This window comes from Streptomyces sp. NPDC029138, from assembly GCF_055564375.1.
Map to the genome: position 1 here is coordinate 1 of NZ_JBVHWM010000010.1, position 21,676 is coordinate 21,676.

Consider the following 21,676-nt stretch of genomic DNA (forward strand, 5'->3'; position numbering starts at 1 on the left):
AAACGCCCGGTTACATTCCGAACCCGGAAGCTAAGCCTCACAGCGCCGATGGTACTGCAGGGGGGACCCTGTGGGAGAGTAGGACACCGCCGAACTCCTTTTGAAGCTCCGGCTCTTGGGCACTGCCCAGGGGCCGGAGCTTTTTTGCGTTGAGGTAAGGTCAGGGGGCATCGTTGGCTTATTTCGCACAGGAGGCCCCCGGGTGGAGGTCCAGGAGACCCGCGTCCAGACAGACCGGGTCCTCACCATCCCCAACATCCTCAGCATGGCACGGCTCGTCGGCGTACCCCTCTTCCTGTGGTTGATCCTCAGGCCGGAGTTCGGTGGGCCGCAGAGTGATGGCTGGGCCCTCCTCGTGCTGGCCCTGAGCGGCGTCAGTGACTATCTCGACGGCAAGCTCGCCCGGCGCTGGAATCAGATCAGCAGCCTCGGCCGGCTTCTCGACCCCGCCGCCGACCGCCTCTACGTCCTTTCCACGCTGGTCGGTCTCACCTGGCGGGAGATCCTGCCGCTTTGGCTGACCGCTCTGCTGCTGTTCCGCGAGCTGGTTCTCCTGGTGATGGTGGGCATCCTCCGCCGGCACGGGTATCCGCCGCCTCAGGTGAACTTCCTCGGGAAGGCCGCGACGTTCAACTTGATGTATGCCTTCCCACTTCTGCTGCTCAGTGACGGAAGTGGTTGGATCGCGTCACTCGCTGCTATTTTCGGATGGGCGTTCGCCGGATGGGGTACAACCCTCTACTGGTGGGCAGGAGTGCTCTACGTGGTACAGGTCCGCCGCTTGGTTCGCGCGGACGCCACGGCCGATTGAGCTCGGTGATTGTCCAGACCTGACGCCTCGATGGCCCGCGGTGGAAAAGTGCGGGACAATCTGGACGGGTGAAGTCGGCTAGACCGTCGTCTCTTGGAGGAGGACGCTTCCGACATGAAGGCCGTCGTGATGGCCGGGGGCGAAGGCACGCGCCTGCGCCCCATGACCTCTAGCATGCCCAAGCCGCTCCTGCCCGTGGCGAACCGCCCGATCATGGAGCATGTGCTACGGCTGCTCAAAAGGCACGGGCTCACCGAGACCGTTGTCACCGTGCAGTTCCTGGCATCGCTCGTCAAGAACTATTTCGGTGACGGCGAAGAACTTGGCATGGAGCTCACATACGCCAATGAGGAGAAGCCACTCGGTACCGCCGGAAGCGTCAAGAACGCCGAAGAGGCGTTGAAGGACGATGCCTTCCTCGTCATCTCCGGCGATGCCCTGACCGACTTCGACCTCACCGAGCTGATCAATTTCCACAAGGAGAAGGGTGCGCTGGTCACGGTCTGCCTGACCCGGGTGCCCAATCCGCTGGAGTTCGGCATCACCATCGTCGACGAGGAAGGCAAGGTCGAGCGCTTCCTGGAGAAGCCGACCTGGGGGCAGGTCTTCTCGGACACGGTCAACACGGGCATCTATGTGATGGAGCCCGAGGTCTTCGACTACGTCGAAGCCGATGTGCCCGTCGACTGGTCCGGCGACGTCTTCCCTCAGCTGATGAAGGAAGGCAAGCCGATCTACGGCTATGTCGCCGAGGGCTACTGGGAGGACGTCGGCACGCACGAGAGCTATGTGAAGGCCCAGGCGGACGTCCTCGAAGGCAAGGTCAACGTCGACATCGACGGCTTCGAGATCTCCCCGGGTGTGTGGGTGGCCGAGGGAGCCGAGGTGCATCCCGACGCCGTGCTGCGCGGGCCGCTGTACATCGGCGACTACGCGAAGGTCGAGGCCGGCGCGGAGATCCGGGAGCACACCGTCGTCGGCTCCAATGTCGTCGTCAAGAGCGGTGCCTTCCTGCACAAGGCCGTTGTGCACGACAACGTGTACATCGGGCAGCACAGCAATCTGCGCGGCTGTGTCGTCGGCAAGAACACGGACATCATGCGTGCTGCCCGGATCGAGGACGGCGCGGTCATCGGTGACGAGTGCCTGATCGGTGAGGAATCGATCGTTCAGGGCAATGTCCGGGTCTACCCGTTCAAGACCATCGAGGCCGGTGCCTTCGTCAACACCTCGGTGATCTGGGAGTCCCGGGGGCAGGCCCATCTGTTCGGCGCCCGGGGCGTCACCGGCATCCTGAACGTGGAGATCACGCCCGAGCTGGCCGTGCGGCTCGCCGGCGCCTACGCCACGACCCTGAAGAAGGGCTCCACCGTCACCACGGCCCGCGACCACTCCCGGGGTGCCCGGGCGCTCAAGCGGGCGGTGATCTCCGCGCTCCAGGCCAGCGCCATCGACGTACGCGACCTGGAGAACGTGCCGCTGCCCGTGGCCCGGCAGCAGACCGCGCGGGGCAGTGCCGGCGGCATCATGATCCGGACCTCGCCGGGTGTCCCGGACTCGGTCGACATCATGTTCTTCGACGGGCAGGGCGCGGACCTGTCGCAGGGCAGCCAGCGCAAGCTGGACCGGGTGTTCGCGCGCCAGGAGTACCGGCGGGCGTTCCCGGGCGAGATCGGCGACCTGTACTTCCCGGCCAGCGTCTTCGACTCGTACACCGGATCGCTGCTGCGGAACGTCGACACGACCGGGATAGCCGAGTCGGGCCTCAAGGTGGTCGTGGACGCCTCGAACGGCAGTGCCGGGCTCGTGCTGCCCAGCCTGCTCGGCAAGCTCGGTGTGGACTCGCTGACGATCAACCCGGGTCTCGACGAGTCCCGGCCCACCGAGACCGCCGAGATGCGGCGGAAGGGGCTGGTGCGGCTCGGTGAGATCGTGGCGTCCTCGGGTGCCGCGTTCGGGGTGCGGTTCGACCCCGTCGGCGAGCGGCTGTCGCTCGTGGACGAGAAGGGCCGGATCATCGAGGACGACCGGGCGCTGCTGGTCATGCTGGACCTGGTGGCCGCCGAGCGGCGCAGCGGCCGGGTCGCGCTGCCCGTCACCACGACCCGGATCGCCGAGCAGGTGGCGGCGTACCACGGCACCCAGGTCGAGTGGACGACCACCTCGCCCGACGACCTCACGCGCGTGGGGCGCGAGGAGGGCACCATCTTCGGTGGTGACGGCAAGGGCGGGTTCATCGTCCCCGAGTTCAGCGGCGTCTACGACGGCACGGCCGCCTTCGTACGTCTCATCGGGCTCGTGGCGCGGACCCAGCTCACGCTGAGCCAGATCGACGCCCGGATCCCGCGGGCGCACGTCCTCAAGCGGGACCTGGCGACGCCGTGGGCGGTCAAGGGACTCGTGATGCGACGGGTGGTCGAGGCCGCGGGAGACCGCTCTGTCGACACGACCGACGGTGTGCGGGTCGTGGAGAGCGACGGGCGTTGGGTGATGGTGCTGCCCGACCCGGCCGAGGCGGTCACCCATCTGTGGGCGGAGGGGCCGGACGACGCCTCCGCGCAGGCTCTGCTGGACGAGTGGTCGGCGGTCGTGGACAGCGCCGGCCGGTGACCTGCATCGGCTGAGAGCGGCAAAAGTCGCTGCACGCGTGCGTGCCGGACAAGTGTCCCCCAAGGGGGCCTGTCCGGCACGCCGGTGGGGCCGTTCGGAGGTACTGCTCGCGACATGCGACGATGTGCGGCATGCCGCAGCAACCCCCCGTTCGGAGCAGCCCCACGCGGCCGCAGCGTCCGGACGCCTCCATGTCGTTGATCACCAACGTCATGGACCACAGCCTCGACGACGGGTACGCCGAGGCCGCCGCCCGGAGGAAGTCCGAGGGCGAGGGCGGCCTGCCGAAGACGCTCCGGGCCAAGCTGGGCCTGGCCGCCGGCCTCGTTCTCGCGGCGCTCGTCGTCACCGTGGGGGCGGCACAGGCGCGCGTGACGGCGCCCGTGGTGGCCAAGGAGCGCCAGGAGCTGATCGACCGCATCGACAGCGAGACCGCGGACGCGGACAAGCTGGAAAGCACTGTCGACACGCTGCGCGACGACGTCAGCGCGCGTCAGCGGGCGGCCCTGAAGTCGAGCGGCGGCAGCGCCGAGGCGGACCTGGTCGGCCTGCTGTCGGGTGCCACCGCGGTGCGCGGTCCCGGTGTCAAGCTCGTCGTGAACGATGCCAAGGAGGCCGACGGCGGCGGGGACGGCGCCGGCCCCCGGGAGACGTCGGGCTTCTCCGACACCGGCCGGGTGCGGGACCGCGACATGCAGCGCGTGGTCAACGGACTGTGGGCCTCCGGAGCCGAGGCGATCTCCATCAACGGGCAGCGGCTGACGGCCCTGTCCGCGATCAGGGCCGCGGGTGACGCGATACTGGTCGACAACAGGCCGCTGGTGCCGCCGTACACGGTGCTGGCGGTGGGGGACGGGGAGAGGCTGAGCACCAGGTTCCAGAACAGCGCCGACGGCCTGTATCTGCATGCCCTGGAGGAGAACTACGGCATCCGCGCCACCATCTCCGCGGAGGGCGACGTCCGGTTGCCCGCCGCACCCAGTGTGATCGTACGTACAGCACAGCCGAAGTCAGAGAAAACCGAGAAGGGCACATCGTGATCGCCGTACTGGGCCTCGTCGTGGGAGTCGTGGCCGGCCTGTTGGTCCGGCCCGAGGTTCCGGCGGTCGTCGAGCCTTATCTGCCGATCGCCGTCGTCGCGGCGTTGGACGCCGTCTTCGGTGGTCTGCGGGCCATGCTCGACGGCATCTTCGACGACAAGGTCTTCGTGGTGTCGTTCCTGTCCAACGTGGTCGTCGCCGCCCTCATCGTGTTCCTCGGTGACAAGTTGGGCGTGGGCGCGCAGCTGTCCACGGGTGTCGTCGTGGTCCTGGGCATCCGCATCTTCTCCAACGCCGCGGCGATCCGGCGGCACGTGTTCCGGGCGTGACACCGATGAGCGAGCAGAACGACAGCAACGGCGGCAACGGCCGCACCGATCAGCGGGAGAACCGGCTGCGGAGGGAACTGCCGGCCGAGGTGCCCGCGCCCGCGCCCGCGCCCGAGGCCGGGCGGCCGGCCGAGGGGGAGGCCCAGCAGCCGCTGACGGGCCGGCAGCGGCTCGTCAAGGGGTTGTGGCCGCCGCGCTTCACGCGCGCCCAACTCATCGTGGCCGTGCTGCTGTTCGGCCTCGGCTTCGGCCTGGCCGTGCAGGTGGCGTCCAACAGCGACACCGACAGCGCGCTGCGCGGAGCGCGCCAGGAAGATCTTGTGCGCATCCTCGATGAACTGGATTCGCGTACTCAGCGTCTTGAGGACGAGAAGCAGGGACTCGAAAAGCAGCGTCAGGAGCTTCAGACCAGCTCCGACCAGGCCGCGGAGGCGCGCCGGCAGACCGCCGAGAAGGAGAGGCAACTCGGCATCCTCGCGGGCACCGTGGCGGCGCAGGGTCCCGGCATCACCATGACGATCGAGGACACGAAGGGGACGGTCCAGGCGGACATGCTGCTCGACGCGATCCAGGAGTTGCGCGCGGCCGGCGCGGAGGCGATCCAGGTCAACGGGGTCCGGGTGGTCGCCGGGACCTACTTCACCGACTCCGGCAAGAGTGTGAGTGTCGACGGGAACAAGATCAACGCTCCCTATCGTTTCAAGGTCATCGGCAAGCCGCAGGACCTCGAGCCGGCGCTGAACATCCCTGGAGGCGTGGTGCAGACTCTGGAGAAGGAGCAGGCCACGGTGACCGTCGAGCGGTCGGACAAGATCGTCGTGGACGCCTTGCGACAGGCGAAGCGGCCTGACTACGCTCGGTCGTCCTCCCAGTGAACCGGCGGTGCATGGGTGCCGTCCGGCAGGGGCATGAGGTTGCGGGGGGTCGGCGCACCGAAGGGGTGGTGCGTGGTGGAAACTGTCTGGTGGATACGGACGTTGTGAGAATGTCCGGCTCGGCCGGTGTAGGCAATCAGGGTTCGTCCTGCCCCACGGGCGGGTCTGTTTCGGTCAAGGGGAATCGCCCGTGAAGTTGTTTGCGAAGTTGTTCGGCAAGAGCGCGCGAGAGGGCAGCGACAACGCGACCGCTCGTCATCGCGCACAGCCTGACGCGGAGGGCCAGCGCCCGCTGTTCCGGGACCAGGTCGCTGGTCCGGGTGGTGACATTTCCGGAGGTCAGGGCGCGGCGTCTGTTGACCCTGCCCAGTCCGGCGGCATAGGTTTCGGGCAACCGTCAACCTCAGGTACGGGTGGAGGGTTCGCCCCCGGCCCGTACGCGTCCAATGCCCCGGCGGGGCAGCCGCGGCAGGAGGATCCGTCGATGTCGGTCCTGGTGTGTACGAGGTGCGGTAACCGCAATGCGGAGAACGCCCGCTTCTGTTCCAACTGCGGGGCGCCGCTGCGTCCCGGGCTGACGCCCGAGCGGGCGTCCGAGACGACCTCCACGATCTCGATCTCGGGTCTGGAGGCCTACGACGCCGAGGCGACCGGCCAGACGCAGCTGCCGATGCTCTCCCCGGAGGCGCAGGCCGCGGTGGACGCGCTGCCGGTGGGTTCGGCGCTGCTGGTGGTGCGCCGGGGGCCGAACTCGGGCAGCCGCTTCCTGCTGGACAGCGACCTGACCACGGCCGGTCGTCATCCGCAGAGCGACATCTTCCTGGACGACGTGACCGTCTCCCGGCGCCACGTGGAGTTCCGGCGCTCCCCGGACGGCTCCTTCACGGTGGCCGACGTGGGCAGCCTGAACGGCACGTACGTCAACCGGGAGCGCATCGACCAGGTGGCCCTGTCGAACGGTGACGAGGTGCAGATCGGCAAGTACCGGCTGGTGTTCTACGCGAGCCGGCAGGGCATCTGACCCGCCCCCGGACTGACGTCCGGGGGGACCCCCAGGGAAGGTCCATGCTTCAAACACCGAGCGGCGGTGCCGGAAGCGGTACCGCCGCCAGGGACAGTGGGCTGATGAGCATCGGCACGGTGCTGAACGTGCTGCGCGACGAGTTCCCCGAAGTCACCATCTCCAAGATCCGCTTCCTGGAGTCGGAGGGGCTCATCGAGCCGCAGCGGACCCCGTCGGGATACCGCAAGTTCAGCGCCGAGGACGTCGAGCGCCTCGGTCACGTCCTGCGGATGCAGCGGGACCACTACCTGCCGCTCAAGGTGATCCGTGAGCACCTGGACGCCATGGAGCGGGGTGAGGCCGTCCCGCTGCCCGTGGTGGGCCGCCAGCGCACCGCGGAGGACGTGCCGGCACGTGTGGAGGGGCCCACGGTGGCCAGGCTCGGCAGGGCCGAGCTGCTGGCCGCCGCGGACATCGACGACGGCGACCTGAAGGAGTGGGAGTCCTACGGGCTCATCGCTCCCCTGGAGGACGGGGCGTACGACGCCGAGGCCGTCACCGTGGCCTCGCTCATCGCGGAGCTGGGCCGGTTCGGGATCGAGCCGCGCCACCTTCGGGTGATGAAGGCCGCCGCCGACCGTGAGGCGGGCCTGGTCGACCAGGTGGTGGCCCCGCTCAAGCGCCACCGCAACCCGCAGACCAGGGCACATGCCGAGGCCCGTACGAAGGAGCTGGCGGCCCTCACGGTGAAGCTGCACGCGGCCCTGGTGAAAACCGCTCTCGGCGTGCGGCTGCCCTGATCCGGCGGGCCGCGGAGCGGCCGGATCGGGCACCTGTTCCCGGCCCGACTACCCAAACGTCCCGAGCACGGCCTAGGGTTGCTGTGTGAACGAGCTCGATGTCGTAGGTGTCCGGGTCGAAATGCCCTCCAACCAACCGATCGTGCTCCTGCGCGAAGTGGGGGGCGACCGTTACCTCCCCATCTGGATCGGGCCGGGGGAGGCGACGGCGATCGCCTTCGCCCAGCAGGGCATGGCCCCCGCGCGACCGCTGACCCACGACCTGTTCAAGGACGTGCTGGAGGCCGTCGGCCAGGAGCTGACCGAAGTGCGCATCACCGATCTGCGAGAAGGCGTCTTCTACGCGGAGCTGGTGTTCGCCAGTGGGGTCGAGGTCAGCGCCCGCCCCTCCGATGCCATAGCGCTGGCCCTGCGCACCGGAACGCCGATCTACGGCAGTGACACGGTGCTGGACGACGCGGGCATCGCCATTCCGGACGAGCAGGAGGACGAGGTGGAGAAGTTCCGCGAGTTCCTCGACCAGATCTCGCCCGAGGACTTCGGCACCAGCAGCCAGTGAGACGCGGGCCGGCCCGTCGGCCCCGGGGTTCGACCGGGGCGGGCGGCGGCATCGCGAGGTCCACGCCCCGGCAATTGCCTCCGGCCAGTGAGAGCGTCCTACGGCCCCCCGCCAGCGCATTCGGCTAGCCTTTCCCCGCGGTGGGACACGGGAAACCACTCCTTGGGTGATTATCACTCGGCGTGCCGAGTGTGGCGATCGTTGACGCACCCCTGGTGACTGCCTACCGTCGAGAAGGCAGGTCAAGGACGGAGGTCGGCGTGAGAACCAGCGGCGACGGTACGGCTGGGGGTGCCCCCGGACGCGGTTTCGGGGAGAGCGGTCCGTACCCGCCCCCGAACTCGCGGCCGCGCTCAGGCGGGGGATATGCCCATCCCGGCAGCGCGGTGGAGCACGCTCCGCAGCTGCCGACGGCGGTGCCGAACGGCGGAGGGGTGGCGTCCATGACGTCCGAGCAGATCGGCTACCGCGGGCCCACGGCCTGCGCGGCTGCCGGCATCACGTACCGGCAGCTCGACTACTGGGCCCGTACGGGTCTGGTGGAGCCGAGCGTACGACCCGCTTACGGGTCGGGCACCCAGCGTCTGTACAGCTTCCGGGACGTCGTCGTCCTGAAGATCGTGAAGCGGTTCCTGGACACCGGGGTGTCCTTGCAGAACATCCGCACGGCCGTCCAGCACCTCAGAGAACGCGGTTTCCGCGATCTGGAGCGGATGACCCTGATGAGCGACGGCGCGACCGTGTACGAGTGCACGTCGCCGGACGAGGTCCACGCCCTGCTCCAGGGCGGTCAGGGTATCTTCGGGATCGCCGTCGGCGTGGTGTGGCGGGACGTGGAAAGCGCCCTCTCCCAGCTGCACGGCGAGCGCATCGACACCGGTGAGACCCTCGTCGGGCACAACCCCGCGGACGAGCTGGCGCGGCGCCGCAACCGGGCGGTCTGACCGCCGGACCTCGCGTAGGGCGCTCCGGCATCACCGCGTTGTCAGTGCCGTGGTGCAGCATCGGAGATGTGAGAAACGCGCCCACGATCCTGCATCTCGACATGGATGCCTTCTTCGCCTCGGTGGAGCAGGCATCCAAGCCGAGCCTGCGCGGGAAGGCGGTCGTCGTGGGCGGGCTCGGCCCACGCGGGGTGGTCGCCACCGCGTCGTACGAGGCACGGGTGTTCGGGGTCCACTCGGCGATGCCCATGGCGCAGGCACGCCGGCTGGCACCCAACGCCGCCTATCTGGTGCCGCGCTTCACCCTGTACCGGGCGGTCAGCGAACAGGTGATGGCGCTGCTGCGGGAGCTGTCACCGCTGGTGGAGCCGCTGAGCCTGGACGAGGCGTTCGTGGACCTGGAGGCCGGGGAAGCGGCCTGGGACGAGGAGTCGGCGCGGCGGGCCGGGGAGAAGCTGCGCGCGGACATCCTGGCGGTCACCGGGCTCACCGGGTCGGTGGGGCTCGCCGCCTCCAAGATGCTCGCGAAGATCGCCTCCGAGCAGGCCAAACCGGACGGCTTGGTGCTCATCGAGCCGGGCACCGAGCGGGCGCTGCTGGGACCGATGCCGGTGCGCACCCTGCCGGGGGTCGGGCCGGCCACAGGGGACCATCTGCGCCGGGCCGGGATCAGCACGGTCGAGGAACTGGCCGAGGCGGGTGAGGACGAACTCGTCCGGCTGCTGGGCAAGGCACACGGACACGCGCTGTACGCCATGGCCCTGGCCCGGGACGAGCGGCCCGTGGTCGCCGAGCGGGAGACCAAGTCGGTGTCGGTGGAGGACACGTACGACGTGGACATCCACGACCGGCTGCGGGTCGGCCTGGAGGTGCAGCGGCTGGCCGACCGGTGTGTGCGGCGGCTGCGCGAGGCCGGGCTGTCCGGGCGGACCATCGTGCTGAAGGTACGGCGGTACGACTTCTCCACCCTGACCCGGTCCGAGACGCTCAGAGGGCCCACGGACGACCCCGTGGTCATCCGTGAGGCGGCGGCGCGGCTGCTGGACTCCGTGGACACCACGGGAGGGGTGCGGCTGCTCGGGGTGGGGGTGTCCGGGCTCGCCGACTACACGCAGGAGGATCTGTTCGCGCAGGCGCTGCCGGTGCCTGCGGAGGAGGAGCCGGAGAAGGGGGCGGTGGAGGCTGCCGTGGAGCGGGCGGAGCCTGTCGAGCGGCAGTGGCGGGCCGGGCAGGATGTGCGGCACGCCGAGTACGGGCACGGATGGGTGCAGGGCAGTGGGCTGGGGCGGGTGACCGTGCGGTTCGAGACGCCGCAGTCCCCTCCGGGGCGGGTGCGGACGTTTTTCGTCGACGATCCTGCGCTGGAGGCCGCCGATCCGTTGCCGTTGGTTTCGGATGTCTCCCACCCGCACGGGGCTCCGCCCCGGACCCCGGAAGAGGCACGCGACCAGGGAGGAAGCCGCGATCAGGCCTCCTCCGACCCCGCCAGTTTGCCGAAGTCGTGGTCCGGGACGTTGGGGGGTGAGGCCACGTCCAGGCCGTAGTGGTGGTAGAGCTGGAGTTCCTGTTCTGGGGAGAGATGGCGGCCCACGCCGAAGTCGGGGGCGTCCTTGATCAGGGCGCGGTCGAAGGGGACGTGCAGGGTGCCTTCGACGAGTTCGCTGGGCTCCAGGGGCACGAAGGCGTCCCGGGAGAACAGGCCGGTGCGTATGGCCGCCCATTCGGGCACGCCGGTCGCGTCGTCCAGGTACACCTCGTCGATGGTGCCGATCTTGGTGCCGTTACGGTCGAACGCCTTGCGGCCGATCAGGTTGCGCGGATCGATGTCGGTCTGCACGGTCCCTCTCCCTCCACGTGGTCGCAACTCATCCGTAAGCACTACAAAAGAGCACATTCAAGGAGGCGGCCACTCGAAGGCCCTGGCGTTGACCTCGCTGGTACGCTGACAGCGGCTGCTGACCCCGTGCGGGAGAGTCCTCCGACCACCTCGGAGGCGCCGAAGGAGCAAATCCTCCCCGGAATCTCTCAGGCTCACGTACCGCACGGACGAGGTCACTCTGGAAAGCAGGGCGGATGTCGATCGGCTTCCGCCCTCACCGACGGTGAAAGCCGGTGCCCACGGGCGTCCGGTGAAGCTCTCAGGTCGAGATGACAGAGGGGGAGGCCGTCGGGGTACCCGCGCCGTGGTGCCCCTCGCAGGTCGCGTCAGACCAGGAGGCCTCCGCAATGACCGCCCATCGCATTCCGCTCTCCGAACTCGAAGCGGGCACCCCGTTCGAGCAGCGCCACATCGGGCCCGACCCGGAGGCGCGGGCCAAGATGCTCGCGCAGGTCGGATACGGCTCGCTGGACGAGCTGACCGCCGCCGCGGTCCCGGATGTGATCAAGAACGCCGACGCCCTGGACCTGCCGGGTGCCCGTACCGAGGCCGAGGTGCTCGCCGAGCTGCGCTCGCTCGCCGACCGCAACCAGGTCCTCGGCTCCATGATCGGCCTGGGCTACTACGGCACCTTCACGCCGCCCGTCATCCTGCGCAACGTCATGGAGAACCCGGCCTGGTACACGGCCTACACGCCGTACCAGCCGGAGATCTCCCAGGGCCGCCTGGAGGCCCTGCTGAACTTCCAGACGATGGTCGCCGACCTGACCGGCCTGCCCACCTCCGGCGCATCCCTGCTGGACGAGGGCACCGCCGCCGCCGAGGCGATGGCGCTGTCCCGGCGCATGGGCAAGAACAAGAAGGGTGTGTTCCTGGTCGACGCTGACGCGCTGCCGCAGACCATCGCCGTGATCGAGACCCGCGCCGAGCCGACCGGCGTCGAGGTCGTCGTCGCCGACCTCAGCGACGGCATCCCGGCGGAGATCGCCGAGCGCGAGATCAACGGCGTGCTGATCCAGTACCCGGGCGCCTCCGGTGCCGTACGGGACATCAAGCCCGTCATCGACCAGGCGCACCAGCTGGGCGCTCTCGTCACGGTCGCCGCCGACCTGCTCGCGCTGACCCTGCTGACCTCGCCGGGCGAGCTGGGGGCGGACATCGCCGTCGGTACGACCCAGCGCTTCGGTGTGCCGATGGGCTTCGGCGGGCCGCACGCCGGCTACATGGCCGTACACGAGAAGTTCGCGCGCAGCCTTCCCGGCCGGCTCGTCGGCGTCTCCGTCGACGCCGACGGCAACAAGGCCTACCGCCTCGCGCTCCAGACCCGTGAGCAGCACATCCGCCGGGAGAAGGCGACCAGCAACATCTGCACCGCGCAGGTGCTGCTCGCCGTGATGGCCGGCATGTACGCCGTCTACCACGGGCCGGAGGGCCTGAAGACCATCGCCCGGCGCACGCACCGGTACGCCACGCTCCTCGCCGAGGGGCTGAAGGCCGGCGGCGTGGAGATCGTCCACGGCGCGTACTTCGACACGCTCACCGCGCGGGTGCCCGGCAAGGCCGCCGCGATCGTCGCCGCCGCCCGGGAGAACGGGGTCAACCTGCGTCTCGTCGACGCCGACCACGTCTCGGCGGCCTGCGACGAGACCACCAACCGGGCCCAGCTGGCCGCCGTCTTCGCCGCCTTCGGCGTCGAGGGCGACATCGAGGCGCTGGACGAGAGCGCCGAGGACACCCTGCCCGAGGCGCTGCTGCGCACCGACGCGTACCTCACCCACCCGGTCTTCCACCAGCACCGCTCCGAGACGGCGATGCTGCGCTACCTGCGCAAGCTGGCCGACCGCGACTACGCGCTCGACCGCGGCATGATCCCGCTGGGCTCCTGCACCATGAAGCTCAACGCGACCACGGAGATGGAGCCGGTCACCTGGTCCGAGTTCGGGCAGATGCACCCGTTCGCGCCCGCCGAGCAGGCCCAGGGCTACCTCACGCTCATCCACGAGCTGGAGGACCGCCTCGCCGAGGTCACCGGCTACGACAAGGTCTCGCTCCAGCCGAACGCGGGCTCGCAGGGCGAGCTGGCGGGTCTCCTCGCCGTACGCGGCTACCACCGCGCCAACGGCGACGAGCAGCGGACCGTCTGCCTCATCCCGTCCTCCGCGCACGGCACCAACGCGGCCAGCGCCGTGATGGCCGGCATGAAGGTCGTCGTCGTGAAGACCGCCGAGGACGGCGAGATCGACGTCGAGGACCTGCGCGCCAAGATCGAGCAGTACCGCGACGAGCTGGCGGTGCTGATGATCACCTACCCGTCGACGCACGGTGTGTTCGAGGAGCACGTCGCCGACATCTGCGCCCAGGTCCACGAGGCGGGCGGCCAGGTGTACGTCGACGGCGCCAACCTCAACGCGCTCGTCGGCCTGGCCAAGCCGGGCCACTTCGGCGGTGACGTCTCCCACCTGAACCTGCACAAGACGTTCTGCATCCCGCACGGCGGCGGCGGTCCGGGCGTCGGCCCGGTCGCGGTCCGGTCGCACCTGGCGCCGTACCTGCCGAACCACCCGCTCCAGCCGGAGGCCGGCCCGGAGACGGGCGTGGGCCCGATCTCGGCCGCCCCGTGGGGCAGCGCGGGCATCCTGCCGATCTCGTGGGCGTACGTCCGTCTGATGGGCGGCGAGGGCCTCAAGCGCGCCACGCAGGTCGCGGTGCTCTCCGCGAACTACATCGCCAAGCGCCTGGAGCCGCACTACCCGGTGCTCTACACCGGCCCCGGCGGCCTGGTCGCGCACGAGTGCATCATCGACCTGCGCCCGCTGACCAAGGCGACCGGCGTGAGCGTGGACGACGTCGCCAAGCGGCTGATCGACTACGGTTTCCACGCGCCGACCATGTCCTTCCCGGTGGCCGGCACGCTGATGATCGAGCCGACCGAGTCCGAGGACATCACCGAGCTGGACCGTTTCTGCGATGCGATGATCGCCATCCGCGCGGAGATCGAGAAGGTCGGCTCCGGCGCGTGGCCCGCCGAGGACAACCCGCTGCGGAACGCCCCGCACACCGCCGCCGCGCTCGGCGGTGAGTGGACGCACGCCTACAGCCGCGCGGAGGCCGTCTTCCCGGCCGGTGTCTCGGCCGCCGACAAGTACTGGCCGCCGGTGCGCCGCATCGACCAGGCCTTCGGCGACCGGAACCTGGTGTGCTCCTGCCCGCCGCTGGACGCCTACGAGGACTGAGCGAGCCGCTGCCGAAGGCCCCACCCGGGTTCCGGGCGGGGCCTTCGGGCGTTCCTACGCCGTCGCCAGCGAGACCTCGGTCGCCTTGATCAGGGCGACGACGTCGGAGCCCACGAACAGGCCGAGGTCTCCGGCCGCGTCCTTCGTGATCGCGGCCGTGAGTTCACCGCCGTCCACGGAGATCCGGACTGTGGCCATGGCCTCGCCGAGCGTGAGACGGATGACCGTGCCGGGCAGCTGGTTGCGGATCGACAGACCCTCGATCCGGTTGGCGGCCAGGGAGACCTCCGTCGCCTTCACCAGGGCGCTCACCGGGGAGCCCGGAGCGAGGCCGAGGTGCTCGACGGCCTCCAGGGTGATGGCCGCGGTGAGGTCCTGGCCGCCGGTGAGCCGGACTTTGACGGTCGCCATGACTTCGCCCGGGTGCACCTCGGTGACGATGCCGGGCAGCTGGTTGCGGATGCTCAGGGTCATGGGCACCCACCGTAGAGCGCCGGTCCGCTCAGGCCGGGTATGCGTGGGTCTGCGTCGCCTTGACCGTCGCCCAGACCGGTGCACCCGGGTGCAGGTCCAGCTCGGCCGCGGCGACCGTCGTCAGGTCCGCCGCGAGCGGCAGCTCGCCGGTGAGGTCGGCGCGGATCTGGTCGCCGTGCGTCTCCAGGCCGGCGACCTCGCAGTGCCACAGGTTGCGGGCGCTGGCACCGGAGGGCCGGTCCCGGAACAGGGTCACGGCGGACGGCGGGAACGCCACGAAGACCGGGCCCGACAGCTCCTCCGTGGTCGTGATCGCGGGCCCCGCGTCGAGCCGTACCGTGTGCCCCTCGGCCTGTCCGCGGTAGAGGTTGAGGCCGACGAGCTGGGCGATGTAGTCCGTGCGCGGGTGCCGGGCGATGTCGGCGGGGGTGCCCTCCTGGACGACCCGGCCGTGCTCCACGACCACCAGCCGGTCAGCGAGCACCATGGCGTCCAGCGGGTCGTGGGTGACCAGCACGGAGACCGCCTCGAACTCGGCCAGGTGACGGCGTAGCTGTGCGCGGACCTCCAGGCGGGTACGGGCGTCCAGGGCCGCCAACGGCTCGTCCAGGAGCAGCAGCCGGGGGCGGGTGGCCAGGGCGCGGGCGAGGGCCACGCGCTGGGCCTGGCCGCCGGACAGACTCCGCGGCCTGGCGCCCGCGTGGGCCGCCAGGCCCATCCGCTCCAGCCAGGTCGCCGCCTGGGCGCGGGCCTCCGCCTTGCGCACGCCCTGGCAGCGGGGGCCGAAGGCGACGTTGTCCAGGGCGGACAGATGGGGGAAGAGGAGGTAGTCCTGGAAGACGACACCGACCGGGCGGGCCTCGGGGGGTGTGTGGGCCAGGGGGGTGCCGTCCAGGTGGAGATGACCGTCGGTGAGGGGGGTGAGGCCGGCCAGGGCGCGCAGGGCGGTGGTCTTGCCGGCGCCGTTGGGGCCCAGTAGGGCGAGGACGTCTCCGGGGGTGGCTTTCAGGGTTACGTCCAGGCGGAAGGTGCCACGGTCCACTACGAGGTGGGCGTCGAGGCCGGTGGTCTGGTGTGGGTGTGGGTGCCGCTGCGGGCGCTGGTGCTGTTGCGGGTTCGGGTGCCGGTGTGTGGTGGGTGGCCGGCCTGCGGCCGGCTTTGGGTTCCCACCGGCACCACCCGTGACGGTTTCGTCGTCGGGTGCGGGTGGCCCCTGTGGGGCGGAAGCGCCGTCGGCGGCCGCGGACGGGTTCCGGGAAGGATCGGTGCCGTCGGAGGCTGTGGGGTGGGGAGTCGTCATGAGGGTGTCATCCAGCGGTCCCTGAGGCCCGCCAGTACCGCGATCGACACGGTCAGCAGGACCAGGCTGAGGGAGATGGCGGCCTCGGGGTCGTTCTGCAAGGCCAGGTAGACCGCGAGGGGCATGGTCTGGGTGCGGCCGGGGAAGTTGCCCGCGAACGTGATCGTCGCCCCGAACTCGCCGAGCGCCCGGGCCCAGGCCAGCACCGCGCCGGCCGCGATGCCGGGCGCGATCAGCGGCAGTGTGACCCGGCGGAACGCGGTGAAGCGGGAGGCGCCGAGCGTGGTCGCCGCCTCCTCGTAGCGCGGGTCGGCGGCGCGCAGCGTGCCCTCCACGCTGATCACCAGGAAGGGCATAGCGACGAACGCCTCCGCGATCACGACCCCGGTGGTGGTGAACGGCAGGGTGATGCCGAACCACGCGTCGAGCCACCTCCCGATGACGCCGTTGCGGCCCAGGGCGAGCAGGAGGGCCACACCGCCGACCACCGGCGGCAGCACCAGTGGGAGGGTCACCAGGGCCCGTACGAGACCCCGGCCGGGGAACTCCGTACGGGCCAGCAGCCAGGCCAGCGGCACACCGAGGACGAGGCTGACGGCGGTCGCCGCGGTGGCGCTGACCAGGGACAGCTGGAGTGCCTGCCACACCTCGGCGCTGGTCAGCTGATCCGGTAGGCCGCGCCAGGGCGCGCGGACGAGCAGCGCGAGCAGCGGCAGGAGCAGGAAGGCCAGGGCCAGCACGCCCGGCAGTAGCAGCGGCAACGGCACACCGCGTCGGCCCCCGGTGCCGACGCGGCGGCGCCGGGGCCGGCCCGTGCGGGGGCCGGTCGTGGCACCGGGCCTGTCGAGGGAGGTCACGGCTTGAGGAACCCGGCCTCGGTCAGCACCTTCTGGCCCTCGGCGGAGCGCACGAGGGCGATGAACGCCTTGGCGGCCTCGGCGTTCGGCGCGTTCTTCAGCAGCGCGATCGGGTAGTCGTTGACGGCACCGGCCGATTCGGGGAACTCCACGCCCTCCACCTTGTCACCGGCGGCCTTCACATCGGTCTTGTACACCACCGCCGCGTCGGCCTCCTTCAGCTCCACCTTGGTCAGGGCGCCCTTGACGTCCTGCTCGTAGGAGACCGGCGTGAGCTTCAGCTTGCTCGCGTCCAGGGCCTTCTGGGCGGCGGCGCCGCACGGCACGGTCTTGTCGCACAGGACGACCTTCAGACCGGACCGGGTGAGGTCCTTCAGGGAGGACACCTTGTGCGGGTTGCCCGGTACGGTGGCGATCTCCAGCTGGTTGCGGACGAAGGTGACCGGGGTGCCGGCCGTGTCCTGCTTGTCCGTGACGACGGCCATCGTCTTGGGGCTGGCCGCGGCGAACACGTCCACGGGGGCGCCGCTGGTGATGTTCGCGGCGAGGGTGTCGCTGCCGCCGAAGTTGAAGCTGACCTTCGTGCCCTGATGCTGCTTCTCGAACTCCTTGCCCAGGGCCGTGAAGCTCTCCTTCAGCGAGGCCGCCGCGAACACGGTGACCGTGCCGGAGAGCTTCGGGGACGCCGACGCGCCGGCCGCGTCGGAGGAGTCGGACGAGTTGGACGAGTCGGTGGAGTCCGACGAGGAGGAGCAGGCGCTGAGGGCCATCACGACGGCGGCTCCCGCACCGGCCAGTTGGAGCATCCGCCGGGTCCGGCGCACGGAACGGGTCATCACGGATCTACTCCTCGGTTCTGTCGAACGACTGTCGCGCCCGGGCACGGCCGAGTGGTGGCCGTGCCGCGATGATACTGCCGCATCTGCCAGGCGGAAGTCTGCTGTGGCATCGCATGAGCTGCGAAGCATCGACTTCCAGCTTGCATGTGCGTTTGTACGGCGCTCGTCGACTCCGAGGTCTGACGTCCGGGTGTGCCGGGTGGGCGTGCCGGGTCAGGTCCGGTCGATGTGCACGTTGGTGGACTTCACGCGCGCGGTGGCCTCCATGCCGACCTCCAGGCCCAGTTCCTCGACCGCCTCCCGGGTCAGCAGCGAGACGAGCCGGTGCGGGCCCGCCTGGATCTCCACCTGGGCGGCGACATCGCCGAGTTTGATCGCGGTGACGATGCCGGGGAAGGCGTTGCGGGCCGAGGTGTACGAGGCGTCCTCCTCGGCGCCGCCCGCCTTGGCGAGTTCCACGGAGAACGCGGCGAGGTCTCTGCCGTCGATCAGGCGCCGGCCGGACTCGTCGCGGTGCGTGGCCACCCGGCCGGCGTCGGCCCAGCGGCGGGCGGTGTCCGGGCTGACGCCGAGCAGCCGCGCGGCCTGGCCGATCGTGTAGGACTGCATGCCGGTCACGATACTGATGATCGACTACGACGGCAGTTCAGCCCGTGTGCACCCGCGGTCGGCGTTCCCGGTCCGGTTCCGCCTCGCGCAGTACCTCACGGGTGACCGGGGCGACCTCGCCCTGGCCGAAGAGGAAGAAGCGGAGGAAGTTGGCGAACGGATTGCCCTCGGTCCACTCGAAGTAGATGTGCGGGGTGCAGCCCGTGACGTCACGGATGTGCAGCAGCAGCGCGGCGAGGGCGTTCGGGATGGAGGCGGACTCCAGCGTCAGCACCCGGTAGCGGCCGTGCAGCACCTCGCCGCGCACGGTCAGGCTCGCCTCGAACTCGGACGGGTCGGTGACCGTGACCTCGACGAAGGCGAAGTCCTCCTGCTCGGGCATGTCGTTGTCGGCGCGGATCTGCTCGATCTTGTCGCGGTACTCGGCCTTGTCCCGGCGGTCCGGCTCGTTGGCGATGAACCGCATCTTGCGGCTGGCCATGTCCCGTATGAATCGTTCCGCCATCGGATCGAGCGACACGCTCGTCACGCGCAGTTCGAAGGCGCGGGCCAGCCGGGACAGCAGGGAGACCAGCACGATGCCCGCGATGAAACAGGCACCGATCTTCACACCGTCCGGGCGCTCGATGACGTTCACGACGGTCGTGTAGAGGAACACCACCGAGATCACCGCGAACGTGACGGTCCAGCCGCGCTGTCCCGCCTTGCGCGCGGCGATGGTCACGGCGATCGCGGCCGAGCTGATCAGCACCAGCACGCCGGTGGCGTAGGCGCCGCCCTGCTTGTTGACGTCGGCGTCGAAGATCCAGGTCACCAGGAAGGCGACCAGAGTGAAGACGATGACCATCGGCCGCACCGCTCGCGCCCAGTGCGGAGCCATGCCGTAGCGGGGCAGATAGCGCGGCATCAGGTTGAGCAGACCGGCCATGGCGGAGGCGCCCGCGAACCACAGGATGGCGATGGTCGACACGTCGTACACCGTGCCGAAGGCGTTGCCGAGGTACTCGTGCGCGAGGTAGGCGAGCGCACGGCCGTTGGCCTGGCCGCCCGTCCTGAACTCCTGCTCCGGGATCAGCAGCGTGGTGATGAAGCTGGTGGCGATCAGGAAGCAGCTCATGATCAGCGCGGCGGTGGTCAGCAGCTTCTTGGTGTCCCGGATCCGGCCGGCGGGTCGCTCCTCCGTGTCGCCGGGCTCGCCCTGGACATGCGGCATGACGGCGACACCGGTCTCGAAGCCGGACAGGCCGAGGGCGAGTTTCGGGAAGACGATCAGTGCCACGCCGATCATCACGAAGACGTTCCCGTGCTCCGCGGTCAGCGCGCTGCTCCAGTCCGTGATCACATGCCCGGCGGTGACGACGTGCCACAGGCCGGTGATCACGACGACGACGTTGAGCGCGAGGTACACGCCCACCAGGGCGACCGCGACTCCGATCGCCTCCAGGAAGCCCTTGAGGAATACCGCGCCGAGCAGGGCCACCAGGAACAGCGTGATCAGCATCTGCTTGCCCTGGAGGGCCTCGGTCAGATGCGGGTTCTCCACCAGGTGGGTGGAGGCGTCGGCGGCGGACAGTGTGATGGTGATGAGGAAGTCCGTCGCCGCGAAGCCCAGCAGTGTGAGCACGAACAGCTTGCCCTGCCAGAACGACAGCAGGCGCTCCAGCATCGCGATCGAGCCCTCGCCGCGCGGGCTCTCCTCGGCGACCCTGCGGTAGACCGGCAGCGCGCCGGCCAGTGTCACGACGACGAGCACGATCGTCGCCACCGGCGAGAGCAGACCGGCGGCCAGGGCCGCGATGCCGGGCTGGTAGCCGAGGGTCGAGAAGTAGTCGACACCGGTCAGGCACATCACCCGCCACCAGCGCTGGCCCTGGTGCGGGGGCTCCGGTGCGGCGTGGGGTCCGGTGTGGCCACCGCCCTTGCCCATGTCGGACAGGCCCTCCAGCATCCAGGCGCGCAGGCGGCTGGTACTGGGAGGGCGCTCGGTCGTGACCATCGGCATGCTCCTGATGTGCGGCTCAGCTCTTTCCGGCCATCACCCGGACGGCGGCACCAGCGTAAGCAGAGCGTGACGTCTGGGCCTATGGATCACGGCTCCGGCGGCGTCAAGCTTGCGTTAAGAATGGCCCGCGCGCGGCGAAGCCGCACCAAGAAAGGGAGGCCGGGGCGGGTCCGCCGGGGTTGGGGCGGAGCGGGTGAGCCCAGGGGACGCGGTGGGGGAGTCGGCCGAGCGGCGGCCACCGAGCGTCACTCCAGACCGGATGCCCGGAACACACCGAGAGCGGTCTCGCGGTCCACGCGGCGGGCCAGGCGGTGCAGCGCGGGTTTGCCGCACAGCAGGGTGCCGGCGGCCTCGGAGCTACGGGTGCCCTCGTCCAGCCGGTACCACAGCTCCGGGTTGCGGATCAGGACCTCCGGGTCGATCTCGACGCGGTTGCCGAGGGCGTCGCGCAGTACCAGGCGCTGGGTGACGCCGTCCAGCGGGCGCACCGCGGTCAGCAGATCGGTGTGGACGCGGCGGGTGCGGTGCAGGCGGCGGGTGGCCAGCCAGCCCGGGCCGGCGGACACGCGCACCGGGAACAGTACGAGGAACAGGAGCAGGGCCAGCAGCAGCCACAGGGCACCGCGCCACCAGGTCAGCGAGCCGGCCGCCCAGTCGACGCACAACAGCAGGCCGAACAGGGCGCCGGCACAGCGGGCCGACGTGCGCGCGTCCTCGGTCCAGGCGCGGTCGTACACGACGGTCCCGGTGCCGGACGGGGGTGAGCCGGTCGGCTGGGGGCGGGTGTCGTTGCCGTGCTCCATGAGACAAACGGTAGTCCGCCGACGGTGCCTCGCGTCGGCCCTTGACGGCGCCCTGACGGACGGGGTCTGTTTCTTGACGGGACGACAGCGCGGCCGGCGTCACGCCCTCGCCCCGCCCGGCCCTCCTCGCACCCCGGGGTTCACAACCCCCGCGTGTCGATGCGCAGGTGCCACGTGTTGCGGCGGTGGACGGACAGCAGCTCGGATTCCAGGGGGGACGGGGGCACCGCCAGGACCGGGCAGACCGCGTGGGCCAGGCAGTGCCGGGAGACCCGGCCGGAGAAGGCTCGTTGCAGTCCGCGCCGGCCGGTGCCCACGACCAGGACGTCGTTCTCCCGGTTCGCGGTCGCCACCAGCGCCCGGCCGGGGGCGCCGCGCACGACGACGGGCTGCATCGGCACACCGGGGCCCTCCGCGTCGAAGATCTCCTCCAGCACCGAGGCCAGCCGTTGCTTGGCGAGCCGCTGCCACTCCTCTACGAGCAGCCCGGCGGCGGGGGAGCGCCGGGCGGCCGAGTCACCGCCCGGTGGCTCCCAGGCCAGCACAGGCCACAGCTCGGCTCTCAGTCGGCGGGCCAGCGCGGTGGCCCGGCGCAGGGCCGTGACGCTGTTGAGGGAGCCGCTCACCCCGACCACCACTCGCATGACCGCCGAGGCGTCGTAACCGGACATGACTCATGACTCCACCGTTCCGGACGGGCACCGGAGGG

20 protein-coding genes, 1 rRNA gene and 1 riboswitch are annotated in these 21,676 nt (G+C 70.2%); of the genes, 12 read left to right on the forward strand and 9 right to left on the reverse strand.

The features are described 5' to 3' along the window. The 11 genes from rrf to ACZ4WH_RS11860 all read left to right on the forward strand — a co-directional run. Positions 1–95, forward strand: a 5S ribosomal RNA gene (gene rrf / locus ACZ4WH_RS11810); the annotation flags it as partial. 107 nt (positions 96–202) lie between these two features. Further along, the gene (locus tag ACZ4WH_RS11815; RefSeq protein ID WP_468179221.1) at positions 203–811 is read left to right on the forward strand and encodes a CDP-alcohol phosphatidyltransferase family protein; all 609 of its coding nucleotides are present in this window, start codon (positions 203–205) and stop codon (positions 809–811) included. 114 nt (positions 812–925) lie between these two features. Next, positions 926–3,421 carry a sugar phosphate nucleotidyltransferase gene (locus ACZ4WH_RS11820; protein ID WP_468179222.1) on the forward strand — a complete coding sequence of 832 codons (2,496 nt, stop codon included), beginning with the start codon at positions 926–928 and terminating at the stop codon, positions 3,419–3,421. A gap of 131 nt (positions 3,422–3,552) precedes the next feature. Further along, complete coding sequence (locus ACZ4WH_RS11825) at positions 3,553–4,461, forward strand: DUF881 domain-containing protein (RefSeq protein ID WP_468179224.1); 909 nt, start codon at positions 3,553–3,555, stop codon at positions 4,459–4,461. Then, on the forward strand, positions 4,458–4,790 hold the full coding sequence (locus ACZ4WH_RS11830) for a small basic family protein (RefSeq protein ID WP_003988855.1): 333 nt from the start codon (positions 4,458–4,460) through the stop codon (positions 4,788–4,790). Before ACZ4WH_RS11825 ends, ACZ4WH_RS11830 begins: the two co-directional genes overlap by 4 nt. Before the next feature lie 5 nt (positions 4,791–4,795). Then, positions 4,796–5,665 (forward strand): DUF881 domain-containing protein, encoded by an 870-nt coding sequence (locus ACZ4WH_RS11835; protein WP_468179226.1) that lies wholly within the window; start codon positions 4,796–4,798, stop codon positions 5,663–5,665. 190 nt (positions 5,666–5,855) lie between these two features. Beyond that, entirely contained in the window at positions 5,856–6,686 is an 831-nt protein-coding gene (locus ACZ4WH_RS11840) for an FHA domain-containing protein (protein WP_468179228.1), read from the forward strand. Between the two features lie 44 nt (positions 6,687–6,730). Beyond that, complete coding sequence (ftsR, locus tag ACZ4WH_RS11845; protein WP_468179230.1) at positions 6,731–7,468, forward strand: transcriptional regulator FtsR; 738 nt, start codon at positions 6,731–6,733, stop codon at positions 7,466–7,468. Between the two features lie 85 nt (positions 7,469–7,553). Next, positions 7,554–8,027, forward strand: coding sequence for a bifunctional nuclease family protein (locus ACZ4WH_RS11850; RefSeq protein WP_026253112.1), 474 nt, complete (start codon positions 7,554–7,556; stop codon positions 8,025–8,027). Positions 8,028–8,287: 260 nt separating this feature from the next. Then, positions 8,288–8,971: a MerR family transcriptional regulator gene (locus ACZ4WH_RS11855; protein WP_468179232.1), complete on the forward strand. Its 684-nt coding sequence runs from the start codon at positions 8,288–8,290 to the stop codon at positions 8,969–8,971. A gap of 68 nt (positions 8,972–9,039) precedes the next feature. Then, on the forward strand, positions 9,040–10,515 hold the full coding sequence (locus tag ACZ4WH_RS11860) for a DNA polymerase IV (RefSeq protein ID WP_468179234.1): 1,476 nt from the start codon (positions 9,040–9,042) through the stop codon (positions 10,513–10,515). Here the strand turns inward: ACZ4WH_RS11860 and ACZ4WH_RS11865 are convergent. After that, entirely contained in the window at positions 10,437–10,808 is a 372-nt protein-coding gene (locus ACZ4WH_RS11865; protein WP_468179236.1) for a PRC-barrel domain-containing protein, read from the reverse strand. The two genes, ACZ4WH_RS11860 and ACZ4WH_RS11865, sit on opposite strands and share 79 nt — an antisense overlap. A gap of 119 nt (positions 10,809–10,927) precedes the next feature. After that, a riboswitch (glycine riboswitch) is annotated at positions 10,928–11,022 on the forward strand. A gap of 175 nt (positions 11,023–11,197) precedes the next feature. Between ACZ4WH_RS11865 and gcvP the strand changes: the two genes are divergently transcribed. Further along, a complete protein-coding gene (gene gcvP, locus ACZ4WH_RS11870; protein ID WP_468179238.1) occupies positions 11,198–14,083 on the forward strand; it encodes an aminomethyl-transferring glycine dehydrogenase in 2,886 nt (961 codons plus the stop codon). Positions 14,084–14,137: 54 nt separating this feature from the next. Here the strand turns inward: gcvP and ACZ4WH_RS11875 are convergent, their stop codons facing one another. The 8 genes from ACZ4WH_RS11875 to ACZ4WH_RS11910 all read right to left on the reverse strand — a co-directional run bounded on the left by ACZ4WH_RS11875 (position 14,138) and on the right by ACZ4WH_RS11910 (position 21,638). Continuing rightward, the gene (locus ACZ4WH_RS11875; protein WP_468179240.1) at positions 14,138–14,557 is read right to left on the reverse strand and encodes a TOBE domain-containing protein; all 420 of its coding nucleotides are present in this window, start codon (positions 14,555–14,557) and stop codon (positions 14,138–14,140) included. Positions 14,558–14,585: 28 nt separating this feature from the next. Further along, entirely contained in the window at positions 14,586–15,857 is a 1,272-nt protein-coding gene (locus ACZ4WH_RS11880; RefSeq protein ID WP_468179241.1) for an ABC transporter ATP-binding protein, read from the reverse strand. Then, positions 15,854–16,714 (reverse strand): molybdate ABC transporter permease subunit, encoded by an 861-nt coding sequence (gene modB, locus ACZ4WH_RS11885; protein WP_468179243.1) that lies wholly within the window; start codon positions 16,712–16,714, stop codon positions 15,854–15,856. The genes ACZ4WH_RS11880 and modB overlap by 4 nt, the downstream gene beginning before the upstream one ends. Beyond that, positions 16,711–17,550 carry a molybdate ABC transporter substrate-binding protein gene (gene modA, locus ACZ4WH_RS11890; RefSeq protein ID WP_468179245.1) on the reverse strand — a complete coding sequence of 280 codons (840 nt, stop codon included), beginning with the start codon at positions 17,548–17,550 and terminating at the stop codon, positions 16,711–16,713. The genes modB and modA overlap by 4 nt, the downstream gene beginning before the upstream one ends. Before the next feature lie 216 nt (positions 17,551–17,766). Then, on the reverse strand, positions 17,767–18,162 hold the full coding sequence (locus ACZ4WH_RS11895; RefSeq protein WP_468179247.1) for a TOBE domain-containing protein: 396 nt from the start codon (positions 18,160–18,162) through the stop codon (positions 17,767–17,769). Between the two features lie 37 nt (positions 18,163–18,199). Beyond that, positions 18,200–20,158 (reverse strand): APC family permease, encoded by a 1,959-nt coding sequence (locus ACZ4WH_RS11900; RefSeq protein WP_468179250.1) that lies wholly within the window; start codon positions 20,156–20,158, stop codon positions 18,200–18,202. Between the two features lie 251 nt (positions 20,159–20,409). Beyond that, positions 20,410–20,967: a hypothetical protein gene (locus tag ACZ4WH_RS11905; protein ID WP_468179252.1), complete on the reverse strand. Its 558-nt coding sequence runs from the start codon at positions 20,965–20,967 to the stop codon at positions 20,410–20,412. A gap of 140 nt (positions 20,968–21,107) precedes the next feature. Next, on the reverse strand, positions 21,108–21,638 hold the full coding sequence (locus ACZ4WH_RS11910; protein WP_468179254.1) for a universal stress protein: 531 nt from the start codon (positions 21,636–21,638) through the stop codon (positions 21,108–21,110). Positions 21,639–21,676 lie beyond the last annotated feature (38 nt).